This window comes from Alteribacillus sp. YIM 98480, from assembly GCF_009765375.1.
Classification (GTDB): Bacteria; Bacillota; Bacilli; order Bacillales; family Marinococcaceae; genus Alteribacillus.
The window spans coordinates 447,514-459,892 of sequence record NZ_VTOK01000001.1 but is presented as its reverse complement, the minus strand read 5'-3'; the positions used below and the strand labels follow the sequence as shown (position 1 = coordinate 459,892).

The 12,379-nt window shown below is 38.4% G+C and carries 14 protein-coding genes; 2 read left to right on the top strand and 12 right to left on the bottom strand.

Annotated elements, in window-relative coordinates; genetic code table 11:
- Positions 1 to 11 precede the first annotated feature (11 nt).
- From FZF09_RS02070 to FZF09_RS02020, 11 genes are all read right to left on the bottom strand, one after another.
- The gene (locus FZF09_RS02070; RefSeq protein WP_158734885.1) at positions 12 to 1,160 is read right to left on the bottom strand and encodes a saccharopine dehydrogenase family protein; all 1,149 of its coding nucleotides are present in this window, start codon (positions 1,158 to 1,160) and stop codon (positions 12 to 14) included.
- Between the two features lie 88 nt (positions 1,161 to 1,248).
- Entirely contained in the window at positions 1,249 to 1,665 is a 417-nt protein-coding gene (locus tag FZF09_RS02065; RefSeq protein ID WP_158734884.1) for a YbaN family protein, read from the bottom strand.
- 350 nt (positions 1,666 to 2,015) lie between these two features.
- The gene (locus tag FZF09_RS02060; RefSeq protein WP_158734883.1) at positions 2,016 to 2,252 is read right to left on the bottom strand and encodes a hypothetical protein; all 237 of its coding nucleotides are present in this window, start codon (positions 2,250 to 2,252) and stop codon (positions 2,016 to 2,018) included.
- Between the two features lie 85 nt (positions 2,253 to 2,337).
- Complete coding sequence (locus FZF09_RS02055; RefSeq protein ID WP_158734882.1) at positions 2,338 to 2,997, bottom strand: HAD family hydrolase; 660 nt, start codon at positions 2,995 to 2,997, stop codon at positions 2,338 to 2,340.
- A 48-nt stretch (positions 2,998 to 3,045) separates the two neighbouring features.
- Positions 3,046 to 3,699, bottom strand: a complete 654-nt coding sequence (locus FZF09_RS02050; RefSeq protein ID WP_158734881.1) for a transaldolase family protein — start codon at positions 3,697 to 3,699, stop codon at positions 3,046 to 3,048.
- Between the two features lie 48 nt (positions 3,700 to 3,747).
- Positions 3,748 to 4,530 carry a sorbitol-6-phosphate dehydrogenase gene (srlD, locus tag FZF09_RS02045; protein WP_158734880.1) on the bottom strand — a complete coding sequence of 261 codons (783 nt, stop codon included), beginning with the start codon at positions 4,528 to 4,530 and terminating at the stop codon, positions 3,748 to 3,750.
- Between the two features lie 19 nt (positions 4,531 to 4,549).
- Entirely contained in the window at positions 4,550 to 4,915 is a 366-nt protein-coding gene (locus FZF09_RS02040) for a PTS glucitol/sorbitol transporter subunit IIA (protein ID WP_370514409.1), read from the bottom strand.
- Positions 4,916 to 4,932: 17 nt separating this feature from the next.
- On the bottom strand, positions 4,933 to 5,949 hold the full coding sequence (srlE, locus tag FZF09_RS02035; protein ID WP_158734879.1) for a PTS glucitol/sorbitol transporter subunit IIB: 1,017 nt from the start codon (positions 5,947 to 5,949) through the stop codon (positions 4,933 to 4,935).
- A complete protein-coding gene (gene srlA, locus FZF09_RS02030; protein ID WP_304503048.1) occupies positions 5,942 to 6,514 on the bottom strand; it encodes a PTS glucitol/sorbitol transporter subunit IIC in 573 nt (190 codons plus the stop codon). Before srlA ends, srlE begins: the two co-directional genes overlap by 8 nt.
- The gene (locus FZF09_RS02025) at positions 6,514 to 6,966 is read right to left on the bottom strand and encodes a transcriptional regulator GutM (protein ID WP_158734878.1); all 453 of its coding nucleotides are present in this window, start codon (positions 6,964 to 6,966) and stop codon (positions 6,514 to 6,516) included. The genes srlA and FZF09_RS02025 overlap by 1 nt, the downstream gene beginning before the upstream one ends.
- Entirely contained in the window at positions 6,963 to 7,928 is a 966-nt protein-coding gene (locus tag FZF09_RS02020; protein ID WP_199256741.1) for a sugar-binding transcriptional regulator, read from the bottom strand. Before FZF09_RS02020 ends, FZF09_RS02025 begins: the two co-directional genes overlap by 4 nt.
- Before the next feature lie 363 nt (positions 7,929 to 8,291).
- On the opposite strand from FZF09_RS02020, the gene adhP reads away from it, so the two are divergent.
- Together adhP and exaC are read left to right on the top strand one after the other, a co-directional pair.
- Positions 8,292 to 9,311: an alcohol dehydrogenase AdhP gene (gene adhP / locus FZF09_RS02015; RefSeq protein ID WP_158734876.1), complete on the top strand. Its 1,020-nt coding sequence runs from the start codon at positions 8,292 to 8,294 to the stop codon at positions 9,309 to 9,311.
- A 62-nt stretch (positions 9,312 to 9,373) separates the two neighbouring features.
- Positions 9,374 to 10,894, top strand: a complete 1,521-nt coding sequence (gene exaC / locus FZF09_RS02010) for an acetaldehyde dehydrogenase ExaC (protein WP_158734875.1) — start codon at positions 9,374 to 9,376, stop codon at positions 10,892 to 10,894.
- Between the two features lie 63 nt (positions 10,895 to 10,957).
- Here the strand turns inward: exaC and FZF09_RS02005 are convergent, their stop codons facing one another.
- Positions 10,958 to 12,376 (bottom strand): sigma-54-dependent transcriptional regulator, encoded by a 1,419-nt coding sequence (locus tag FZF09_RS02005; RefSeq protein ID WP_158734874.1) that lies wholly within the window; start codon positions 12,374 to 12,376, stop codon positions 10,958 to 10,960.
- Positions 12,377 to 12,379: the final 3 nt, after the last annotated feature.

The window sequence follows — 12,379 nt, the reverse complement described above, 5'->3', positions numbered from 1 at the left end:
ATTTCCCCTCCCTAATTGGTTGTTTCTTTAATGACAACTCCCCTTTTTGCCATTTCTTCGATGTATTCTTTGCCTGGTACTATTTCCTCTGGACAAAAGATACCTCTTTTTTTTATTAAACCGCTTCCCATCATTTGTGCGGCAATCGAAATCGTATAAGCTGTAGCACGAGCCATAGCAGTGACATTTAAAGTCCTGTCTTTGACCGTTTTCATTTCAAATTCATAGGCTGTATTATTCCCGTCTTTTATACCTTCTGTTCGTACCCGCAGCAGCACAACATCATCTTTGTTTTTTAAATCAACAACAGGGGTCAATACTTCACGAAGCACTTCTCTTGGCTTTACTTTTTGTCCTCCAATATCTACCTGATACGTTCGATCTGTCATTTTCAAATCGACGAAAAGTTTAAACTTTTCCGCATGTCCTGGATAACGAACTGTTTTATAATCTAAATTTTTCACGTAGGGAAACGTTTTAGGAAGCGTAGAAGTACCTCCAGATGTATGAAATGCTTCTAATGGTCCGAAACCCTCAAAGTAAATCGGCTCTATTTCTGACAACGGCTTAACATATGTGAGTTCACCATTTCGAATAATGAGAGAAGGGTCTGTATAATGATCAAATACCCCCTCTATAGAAAACACATGATTATACTCAAAGGGAGGTTCAGGTCGTAATGGGAGACCGCCAACACGCAAGTAAATATTTTCTACCTCATCAAGCTTCTCGGCTCCATAACCCGTCAATATATTTATCATTCCAGGAGCCACACCTAAATCAGGTATATAGGTAATCCCAGCCTCTATTGCTTCTTGTTTCCATTCTAGAATATGATCAGTTGCTTCTCCAATATGACCGCCTAAATCACATGCATGTACACCTGTTTTTATAGCTGTTTTAGCTACCGTTTCATTGAAAGTATAAAATAACGCGTTAACTACCACATCAAAATTTTTTATAAAGGCAGCTAGCTGTTTTTCATCCGTAGCATCCACATAAACTGAAGTTAGGCGGCTATCTTTTAACGGAGCAATCGCAGCATCAGCTTTTTTCTTCTCTACATCTGCAAGAGCTACTTTTGTAACAGCTGGATTCGTTAATAAATCTCTTGCCACTTCCTTTCCCATAAGTCCAGCTCCTAATACGGCTGCTTTCATTTTCCTCACACCTCCGCCCGTTATTAAAGCAGTTCTGCTGCTTTTAAAAACGTCTTCATTTCAACTTATTCAGGCGGAGATCTTTATATTAAATAAACTTTTTGTTTTTAGAAACAATACTGCTATTCTCCTGTTTTTTATATGTTTTCAACGACATAATATAATAGGTAATATACGCTGCTACTATGAACAGCAATATTTGTACAATGGCAAGCGGAACGATAAGGAAAATCGAAAAGGACACGCTGATCCATAAAACGAGTACAGCGATTATTTTCGATTTAAAAGGGATTCCTTTACCAGCTCGGTAGTTTTTAATATAAGTTCCTAAGTATTTTGTATGCAAAAGCTTTTCATATAACCGTTTTGAGGATCGGGCATAACAATAAGCTGCAAGCAGCAAAAAAGGGGTTGTCGGCAGCAGCGGGAGTATAATTCCTATTATTCCAAGGAAGATAGAAACACTTCCTAACGTGATGAACAACGCTTTTTTTAAGGGATTCATTCCTTTTCATCCTTTATAATAAAATGTATTTTATATACATATTTTATCACTAATCCATATCAAGGCGGGTGAGGATCGGTATTTCTAACTGGTTAATCTGTTTTGATAAAATCAATTATAGTGTAACAAACTTCAATACCTTTAACTTTCTTAAGCACTCGCCTCCCTCTTGAACTCCATACATCTAGTTATCAAAATCTGAATGAAAGTTGATAGAGTGAGTAGATTTTTAATAATAACTTCTTCAGCTTCATTGATATGTTGTTGTACTACATCTTTGGCTTCTCCAAAAATTTGATTCGTATCTTTTATCTCTCAGATGCTTTTTGAAAATTTTTTGCCTTATTGTTTTATGAATGAATCGTTTCATTTTTGCCCCGTAACGTTTGGCCCGACCTACTAATAAATTCATTATTTTCATTCTTTCGATAATTTATAGTGATATACCTGTTGATCTTAATAAGAAAAGCGCAAGCGCCTTGCTCACGAGCGACAAGTCCTGGAGGGGCGGCATATGGAAAGCTGATCTTTGCTTTCCATTGACGAACCGAAGTAATCTCGAGCGAGTAGGCGCTTGCGCTAGACATGTAAAACGCCAACTATTTATAAGTTCTTACCTTCCTTAGAAAAAGCTGTCCAACGTTTACATTTGGACAGCCCTTTTCCGCTTGACTATTTTTTTGTTTTAATATCTTCAATCAATTGATTTAACGTACATTCTTCCATCGTCAGCAATCTTCGTTCTACCTTGCAAAATTCAAGTTCATTTGTCACTTTATTAGGTATAATAACGCATGGCATCCCTGCTTTTTTAGCAGCTAATGCTCCATTCGCTGAATCTTCAAAAACGATGCATTCTTTAGGATCAACCTGTAAACACTTGGCAGCTTCTAAATATAAAGAGGGGTCAGGTTTTACGTTTTCCACATCATCAGAGGTTTTAATACATTTAAAAAACGGAAACAATCCTAAGTTTTCTAAATGAGTGGAAACCCACTGATAATTAGAGCTAGAGGCTAATCCAATGTGCAAACCAAGACTTTTCGCTTCATTCAAGTAATTTTTGACACCAGGTCTTGCCGCCTCTTTCGCTAAACGTTGTTGAAAACGCATATCAAGGGCTTTTTGAAGTTTTACCTTATCTAACTTTTTTTTCGTCTGGGATTCTAAATACTGAAAAGGACAAAAGTCAGTAGATGTGCCTATCTCTTTTTGCCAAACAGATAGCGGCAAGTCACTGTTATGTTCATAAAATATTTCTTGAAGGACTTCATATTGATGAGTTTCCGTATCCATGATTAATCCGTCAAAATCAAATATGACAGCTTTCATTTCGTCTAATCACTACTTTCTTATAATTCATGTAAGATTAGCACCTTTTTATTTAAAGGCTGCCTCATAGTCATGAATAAACCCTTTGATTCCTTCGTCTGTCCCTTTGTGGCTCCCCATTTTATCCAGTAAGTCAGGCGGCACTGTCACAGTATGAGCTCCTGCCAGCAAAGCATCCTCTATTTGTTTTGTATTTTTAAAGCTTGCTGCTAAGATCTTTGTTTTGATTTGTTTTTTCTCAAATAATTCACTCAATCGTTGTATTAATTCAATGCCGTCTCCATTGAAATTGTCAATGCGATTAACATAAGGGGCTATATAGTGAGCTCCTGCCAAAGCTGCTAAAATGCCTTGCTGTACGGAAAACACTGCGGTAGCTGTTGTTTTCACCCCGTCTTTCGCCAGCCATTTTATAGCTTTAAAACCCTCTTCGGATACCGGTACCTTTATATAAACGGCTCTTCCATACGTATTTAGAATATGATTTGCTTCTTTCACCATATCTTCAGCAGTTTCTGCTAAAACCTGGATATGAAATTCCATTTTTTCATCTATTACTTTATTAATTTGGCTAAGAGATTTTTCAGGGTAAGTTTCTTCTTTTGCCAGTATAGAAGGGTTTGTTGTTATCCCGTGTACATAGTAAATTTCGTTTAACCTATTAATCTTCTTTATATTGGCAGAATCGATTAAAATTTTCATTCCTTTATATTCCTTTCGCCTGTTTTAACGTAAAGCTCTATCTTTATATTAGTGCATCACTTGTCCGCCTGTCACATTAATAGACTGTCCAGTCATGTAAGAAGCTTGATCGGATGCATAGAAAACAATAGCATTGGCAACATCTTCATACGTACATCCTCTTTTCATAGGTACTTTGTCAATGTACACTTGTTCAACTTCATCTTCACTAATATTCAGCTTTTTGGCATAAGAAGGAATGAGGCTTTGGAACATCGGTGATTTTAATAAATTACCAGGCATAATACTATTCACTCTAACTCCGTGCTCAGCAAGATCAAGAGCCAAACTTTGAGTGAGGCCTACTCCTCCGAACTTTGAGGATGAATAGCCGGCATTATGTTTGCTCCCTACTTTTCCTGATTTAGAGTTAATTTGAATAATGCTTCCTTCCCCTTGGTCAATCATTACTTTTGAAACTTCACGGGCACATAAAAAGTATCCCGTTAAATTGACATCCACCATCATTTTCCAATCTTCCAATTCAAAATTAGTGATTTTAGTACTTTTTGCTACACCTGCATTGAAAACAAGTAAGTCAATTCTTCCCAACTCTTCTTTAACCCGCGTCACCATTTCGGAAACACTTTCTTCATCTGTTACATCTGCTTTAAAACCAATCACATTTTGACCTGTTTCTTTTTCTATATCACTAGCAACCGTTACAGCATTTTCCTCATTAATATCAGTTACTGCCACTCCGTATCCTTCGCGTGCTAATCGATAGCTGATATGTTCCCCGAGGTTTTGTCCGCCTCCAGCTACAATAGCTACTTTCTCTTTTAAAGACATGTTTATACCTCCTATAATATTAGCGTATGATTTGAAGATTATCTCCCTGTTTTATTTCTGGAATCTCTTTTTCTTCTAAGGAGAGCGTACCTGGCAGTTCCGGTTCTGTACTCCCGTCAAATTTTAAAGTGATATGACCAAGCTGTTCTAAGTTTTTATTAACAGCGCTTCCTACTCCCGTGATCACATATTCCTCTTCATTTATCGTAAATACATCGTTTTCTTTGATTTCTCCATCTAATTGATTTATTTCATGAAGTACGCAATATTCAGCTAGTTCTTCAGGAGCGTCTCCTTTAAATAGAATAATGATTTTTTCATTTAAAAACTCGGTTACCATTGGACCTAATTCTGTTACGGTAGTTCTATAAATTTGTGCCATCATGATCCTCCTTAAAATTTTTATTCATACATACCAAAGCTTGCTAACCATGCAACAAAAACAGTCGGTGCCCCAGTAAGAAACCTTCCGTATAACACAGCAGGAACTCCTACTTCTACGGTTTCCGGTTCTGCTTCTGCTAACCCAAGACCTACAGGAACAAAATCAGCTGCTGCCTGGGAGTTGATCGCAAATACAGCTGGTAAAGCAAATTGCGGCGGGATATTGCCTCTTCCAATCTCCACACCAATCAAGCTTCCTATGACTTGTGCAATAACCGCTCCTGGCCCAAGGAATGGAGACAAGAGTGGAAAGGATACAATTGCTGATAAGAGCAACAGCCCCCATATACTTCCGGAAAGCGGTGACAATATATTCGCAAAAACATCTCCGATCCCAGTTTCTAAAATAAGGCCGATAAGCATCGATACAAACGCCATAAAAGGCAGAATAGTCTTTATGACAGTGTCGATTGTATCTCGTCCAGCTTGGTAAAGAACGCCTACCACATTCCCCATTGTCTTTCCAATTTTCGTCATGAGGTTTTCGGAAGATTGTTCACTTACTTTTTTTGAAGTATCATAGCTTTTCTGAGGTGCTTGTTGAACTTCTTCTACTTCGTCTTTAGGCTCAGCTTTGTTTACTTGATCATTATTCCCCTCAGTTGTTTGCACATTCTCCGGTTTCACACCCGAAACGTAAATATCTTCTGTTATAAATTTTGCTAATGGACCACTCGGGCCAGTCGACATTATATTAATAGTAGGAATCTGCTTTTTTGGATATAAACCTGCTCTAAGCGTCCCCCCGCAATCTATAATGACACAAGCCATTTCCTCTTCTGGAACAGTTGTTTTAAAGCCGTTAACAATTTCTCCACCCGTCAATTCAGCGATACGCTCGGCAACTGGAGAAATTGGGCCTCCTGTAATGTTAACGATCTTATTTCTTTTTTCATTTAGAGCGATTTCTAATGGTCCGCCAAAACCTCCTGAACCTCTCTCCACTTTTACAGTAGAATACTCTTCATTAGGCATTGAGACTTCCCCCTTTAACCGAATCAGATACTGTTGTTTTTAATTTCGTCTTTTGTTGTTTTTCTACATAATGGACACAAATATCCGTAATCCAGCCGCGAAACATGTTCATAACTAAACCGACCAAAAAGTAACGAAGTGCTAAGTCTGCTTGAGAAAATCCAAGCTGCTCAATCCCAGCTGCAACCCCTAAAAATACAAATAGTTCGGCTGGATTGACGTGTGGAAACAGTCCGTTCATAGAGTGACAGGAATAACTAGCAGACGCGTAATATCCCGGTTTATATTTTTCAGGTAGAAATCGGCCTAGTGATAAGGTCATCGGGTTTAAGAGAAAGAAGGTTCCTAATGTTGGCAGCACTAAATATCTTGTAAAAATATTCCCTGATGACTTCATTGCTAGTTTTTCAATTCTTTCTTGTCCAATTAATTGAACGAGGCCGTTCATAGCAACAAGAAGCATAATTAACAAAGGAATAATATCTGTAACAAATCCCATAAATGTTTCTGCGCCTCGTTCAAATAATCCAATAAATCCTTCTGCTATATTAACTAGGAAATCCATTATGAACTGCTCACCTCACCTTTTTTCTTTTGCATTACACTAAATAATTTCTCTAAAGGACTTTTCGGCTTCGGAACTTCACCGCCAGCCTGTATAATACGATACACATGCTGAGCATCTTCATAGGCCTTTTTAGTAAAACGGTCCATCTGATTCAATGCCTTATTATCTGGTTTTAACAAGTGACTTCCCTCAAGGCTTTTCATGTTCTTAAACCTCGCGAATACGGTAACTCCCTGCATTTTTCTAACTTGTTTAATACGAGTATTATTATCAATACTAATCAGTAAGACTACGCCTGTTCTTATGAGGCCTTTAGACCTTCCTATAGCTACTTTTCCATGCTTCCTCAATTCAGCATAATGTAAATTAAAATTTTTCACCTGCCAAAAGCCAAGAATGCATTGTAGAATAAAAATAATGGCCACAATTGCAAGTAATACTAAAATCATCTATCTCCCTCCCTTTTCACATAATCTAAAATAGCTTGTGCGGTTAAATCATTCGTAATTAAATGAGAAATATACCTTCCTCGTAATGCTCCTGTGATAGATTCCACTTTTTCAGCAGATTCAGCAACACCTATCGAGTAATTCATTTTTTCTAACTGTTTTAGTTCAATAGCGATCGTTCGATCATCTATATCACTTCTTAATTTTTCTCCGTGAATGTTATAAAATCTTGAGCAAATATCTCCAATTGGTTGAAGCGCTCTCAACGTTTCAACATCTTTATCTCCTAAAAATCCGGAAAATACTAGATTTGAAGAACTAAGCGGTGCTCCAATACCGACAATTGCTATCGTTAAACGTTCCCATAACGATAAAATATCCTGAAAGTAATCGGATTCAAAAATCTCATTTCTACTTTGAACAGATGGCACAATAGCTGCAGCATCAAGGAAATGAGCTTTTCCGCTGTACGCTTTTGCGTGAGTATAAACGATCGTATTGACATGTTGATCGACTGGCATTTTTCCAGGACCTCCAACAAGCGGAACAAAATCTACTTCTCTTTCCTTATAGCGTTCTAGCTGATCTACCATGCTTCCCAATGTACTTCCCCACGCGAAACCAATAACATCTCCGTCTTTAATAATGTTATTTAGAAACGCGACAGCAGCTTTTCCTAGTGCTGTTCTTTTTTCTTTGGAGCTCTGACTTTCAAAAGCAGGAACTACGATAGCTTCGTTCAAATTAAAATAATTTGCAAGCTCCGTTTCTAAAGCGACCTGTTCACTATAATCGCCCTTAATGGAAATTTGAACAATATTTTTATCTCGTGCCCGCTGCAATAAACGAGTAATGGTTGTCCGATATATTCCTAGTTTGTTAGCGATTTCATTTTGAGTAAGATTTTCCTCATAATACATTTTTGCGACCTTGATTAACCGTCTTTCTTCATTCCAATCCACAAACTCCCTCCTTTCAACTTGCCTCTTGCACATATGTGCTTTTATTTAATCATTTGTGCTTCCTTGTTCAATATATTAAATCATTCGTTTTTAAACAGTCAATCATATTAATAAAATTATTTTAATTTGTGCACCACTTGCACATATGTGCAAGTGGTTATTCAAGTGATGAGTGCCGTTTTTTCGGAACGTAATGCCGACATTTTGTTGGCAGTTTTCCTAACTTATTTTTTAAAGGCAGGCATTAATTCAAAAGAATAGGGGCCGTGACCACATTTTTGAAAACGTATACTATATTAGATTTTTTGGCACAAACCTTGCATTTCAAAAGGGTGTACAACAATAAAAGGAGGAATCCAAACGATGAAAGCTGCAATTGTAAATGAGTTTCATCAAAGACTAGAGATTAAGGATGTGCCAATTCCAGATGTAGGACATGGAGAAATTTTAGTTAAGATTCATTCTTGCGGGGTATGTCACACCGATTTACATGCCGCACACGGCGACTGGCCGGTAAAACCAACTCTTCCGCTTATTCCAGGTCATGAAGGAGTGGGTGTAGTAGAAAAAGTTGGAGAAGGTGTCACGTCATTAAAAACAGGAGACAGAGTCGGGATTCCGTGGCTTTACTCAGCATGCGGCGAATGTGAATATTGCTTGTCAGGAAAAGAAACGCTTTGTCCGGATCAACTGAATGCTGGTTACTCAGTTGACGGCGCCTATGCTGAATATTGCAAAGCACCTGCTGCTTACACAGCTAAAATTCCTGATTCATTATCCTTTGATGAAGCTGCTCCATTATTTTGCGCCGGAGTTACTACTTACAAAGCTTTGAAAGTTTCTGAAGCTAAGCCTGGAGATTGGGTAGCTGTTTATGGTATTGGAGGCCTGGGCCATGTTGCTGTTCAATATGCAAAAGCAATGGGACTAAAGGTTGTTGCTGTTGATATTCGTGATGAAAAACTGCAGCTGGCTAAAGACTTAGGTGCAGATGAAACAGTTAACGGAATGAATGAAGATCCTGCTGCAGCTATACACGATCGACTGGGCGGTGTACAAGCTGCCATTAGCGTGGCTGTCACAAAAAAGGCTTTTGAACAGGCCTATCAATCAGTAAAGCGTGGAGGAAGCCTGGTCGTAGTCGGACTTCCTAATGATGAGCTTCCAATACCTATTTTTGATACCGTTCTTAATGGTGTGTCCGTTAAAGGTTCGATTGTTGGTACGCGTAAGGATCTTAGAGAATGCTTAGATTTAGCAGCTGACGGCAAAATTAAAACGATGATTGAAACAAAAGAATTAGATGACATAAATGATGTATTTGATCAAATGGAAAAAGGAGATATCAATGGCAGAATTGTTTTAAAAGTAAACCAAGATTAATGAGCTTATAAAGGGTGCAAAACTTTTGGTGCACCCTTCCCTTAGAAAGGAGTTATATACTTATGCGTTACGCTAGTCCAAATACGAAGAATGCTCTTATATCATTTCAATCAAAATATGATAACTTTATCAATGGAGAATGGAAACCTCCTTTAAAAGGGGATTATTTTGAAAATGTCACGCCGGTTACAGGAGAAGTTTTTTCTGAAATCGCTCGTTCTTCCTCAGAAGATATTGAACTAGCCCTGGATGCTGCACATAGTGTCAAAAATGTATGGGCTGCATACTCGCCAACAGAACGTGCAAATATCCTTCTTAAAATTGCAGACCGAATGGAACAACATACAGAAGAACTCGCTTTAGCTGAATCGTGGGACAACGGCAAAGCCATACGAGAAACTTTGAACGCTGACATTCCTTTAGCGATCGACCATTTCCGATATTTTGCTAGTGCAATTCGATCACAAGAAGGTTCACTTTCTCAAATATCTGAGGACACTGTTGCTTATCATTTTCACGAGCCGCTTGGCGTTGTCGGCCAAATTATACCATGGAATTTCCCCTTGCTTATGGCTTCATGGAAAATTGCTCCTGCTCTTGCAGCAGGAAATACCATTGTATTAAAACCCGCTGAACAAACTCCTGCTTCTATTATGATTTGGCTGGAAATTGTAGCAGACCTTCTCCCTCCAGGAGTCTTGAATATTGTTAACGGTTTTGGAGTTGAAGCAGGTAAACCACTAGCTTCAAGCAGCAGAATTCAAAAAGTAGCCTTTACCGGAGAAACCACTACGGGAAGGTTGATCATGCAATACGCATCAGAAAATATTATTCCCGTCACATTAGAATTGGGTGGAAAATCTCCGAACATATTTTTTGATGATGTAATGGAAAACGATGATGCCTATCTAGATAAAGCTGTAGAAGGATTTGTCATGTTTGCCTTAAATCAAGGAGAAGTATGTACTTGTCCTTCCCGTGCATTAATACAGTCTTCCATCTATGACGATTTTATGGAAAGAGCCCTTGCTCGGGTAGAAGCTATTAAGACTGGTCATCCTTTTGATACGGAAACAATGATGGGAGCCCAGGCTTCTCAAGAACAAATGGAGAAAATCATGTCTTATCTCGATATTGGCAAAAAAGAAGGAGCAGAATGTCTTATAGGTGGAGAGAAACAAATAAAGAGCGGAGAGTTAGAGAACGGATATTACATTCAGCCGACTATTTTTAAAGGTAATAACCGTATGCGGATTTTTCAGGAAGAGATATTTGGGCCGGTTGTTTCTGTAACCACTTTTGACACCCCCCAGCAAGCTTTAGAAATGGCCAACAACACGTTGTACGGTCTCGGGGCAGGAGTATGGACCAGAAATATTAACCAGGCTTACCGCTTTGGCCGAAATATTCAAGCCGGAAGAGTCTGGACAAATTGTTATCACGATTATCCCGCTCATGCTGCATTTGGAGGATACAAAAAGTCCGGCATCGGCAGGGAAAATCATCAAATGATGCTGTCCCATTACCAACAAACGAAAAATTTACTCGTCAGTTACAGTGAAAATAAACTTGGATTCTTTTAATAATGCCAAAGGAGCAGTCGAACGAGAGGACTGCTCCTTTCTGCATAGCGATGATCATTCAAGTTACATCTTTTCATTTAAAATATACCTTAATTTTCTTGGGGTCACCCCTAACTTCTCAGCTGCCTCTTTTTGGCTGCCATTGGCGGAATGAAGTGCTTTCTTTGCAATTTCTCTGCTCACTTGTAATTCCGCCTTTTTCATATCTTCCATAACATGAGACAAATTCAAGGAATTTCCTCTGTCTATACGTTTCAATATTTCTGCCTTCCACTGAGCAGAAATTGGTCCGCTGTTCTCTCTTTCTACAAAATTGTTTTGGTCCTTTACTATTGATACATTTAAAGGAATATATAAATGACTAGGAAGAATAACATTAATGTTTTCCTCTAATTCTGCTGCTCCCCTTACTAATACGTTTGTCAATTCCCTAATATTTCCGGGCCAGTCATGTTCATACAAAAGCTCCAAAGCCTCTTCACTTAATGTAAGATGAGAAAAGCCTTCTTTATTCAAAATAAAATAGGAAATCTCTAACAAATCTTCTTTTCTTTCCCGCAAAGGCGGTATAGTTATCGTTACAGCTTCAAGTCTAAATAACAAGTCCTCCCTAAACCGGTTTTTTTCCACTTCTTTTCGTAAATCACGGTTCGTTGCAGCTAAAATACGTGCACCTGTGCGCAGGGTTTTTTCCCCGCCGACTCTCATAAATTCTCTAGATTCTAAGACCCTTAGCAATTTAACTTGAATAGGCATACTTGCTTCTCCAATTTCATCAAGAAGGAGTGTTCCATTAGAAGCAAGTTCGAAATATCCTTTACGGGTTTTCACAGCTCCTGTAAATGCTCCAGTTTCATGACCAAATAGTTCACTCTCTAATATTTGTTCTGCGACAGCCCCGCAATTTAAAGCAAGGAAAGGCCCTTCATTCTTATGCTTACTAGAAGCTTCGTGTATATATCTTGCCATCACTTCTTTACCAGTTCCCGTTTCTCCATCAATCAATATGTTGAGGTTTTTCGTCGCAAACTTTGAGGCAATACGTACAACCTCTTTCATGCGCTGGCTTTTTCCAACAATCAATCCAGAATTTTTGGCAAGCTGAATGTAAGAGTCAATATCCTGTTCATCATTTTCAGGCTGAATCACTTTTTCTATAAGCGTTATGTCTTCAAACGGCTTTTCAATGTAGTCTTCCGCTCCAAGCTTAATTGCTTCGACAGCGGTCTGTACCGTACTGTATCCAGTCATCATCACTACTTTGCATGCTGGGTGTGCTTGTTTCACTTTTTTTAGTAGTTGTAAACCAGATACATCAGGCAGCTTCAAATCGATAAACGCAATTTCTAGCGAAGTGTGCTTGATTGCCTTCTCTGTTGAGCTTTTATCATGCGCAAAGTATAACTGATGACCCTTTTGATGAAATAAATGATGAAAAAAATCTAAAATTTCTCTATCATCATCAATCGTAAGTATATTCATGGA

What these genes read in the sequence shown, in the direction of transcription:
- adhP (WP_158734876.1), top strand. Translation starts at nt 8,292, where the DNA reads ATGAAAGCTGCAATTGTAAATGAGTTTCATCAAAGACTAGAGATTAAG.
- exaC (WP_158734875.1), top strand. Translation starts at nt 9,374, where the DNA reads ATGCGTTACGCTAGTCCAAATACGAAGAATGCTCTTATATCATTTCAA.
- srlE (WP_158734879.1), bottom strand. Translation starts at nt 5,949, where the DNA reads ATGCCTAATGAAGAGTATTCTACTGTAAAAGTGGAGAGAGGTTCAGGA.
- FZF09_RS02070 (WP_158734885.1), bottom strand. Translation starts at nt 1,160, where the DNA reads ATGAAAGCAGCCGTATTAGGAGCTGGACTTATGGGAAAGGAAGTGGCA.
- FZF09_RS02025 (WP_158734878.1), bottom strand. Translation starts at nt 6,966, where the DNA reads ATGATTTTAGTATTACTTGCAATTGTGGCCATTATTTTTATTCTACAA.
- FZF09_RS02055 (WP_158734882.1), bottom strand. Translation starts at nt 2,997, where the DNA reads ATGAAAGCTGTCATATTTGATTTTGACGGATTAATCATGGATACGGAA.
- FZF09_RS02050 (WP_158734881.1), bottom strand. Translation starts at nt 3,699, where the DNA reads ATGAAAATTTTAATCGATTCTGCCAATATAAAGAAGATTAATAGGTTA.
- srlA (WP_304503048.1), bottom strand. Translation starts at nt 6,514, where the DNA reads ATGGATTTCCTAGTTAATATAGCAGAAGGATTTATTGGATTATTTGAA.
- FZF09_RS02060 (WP_158734883.1), bottom strand. Translation starts at nt 2,252, where the DNA reads ATGTCTAGCGCAAGCGCCTACTCGCTCGAGATTACTTCGGTTCGTCAA.
- FZF09_RS02040 (WP_370514409.1), bottom strand. Translation starts at nt 4,915, where the DNA reads ATGATGGCACAAATTTATAGAACTACCGTAACAGAATTAGGTCCAATG.
- FZF09_RS02005 (WP_158734874.1), bottom strand. Translation starts at nt 12,376, where the DNA reads ATGAATATACTTACGATTGATGATGATAGAGAAATTTTAGATTTTTTT.
- FZF09_RS02065 (WP_158734884.1), bottom strand. Translation starts at nt 1,665, where the DNA reads ATGAATCCCTTAAAAAAAGCGTTGTTCATCACGTTAGGAAGTGTTTCT.
- srlD (WP_158734880.1), bottom strand. Translation starts at nt 4,530, where the DNA reads ATGTCTTTAAAAGAGAAAGTAGCTATTGTAGCTGGAGGCGGACAAAAC.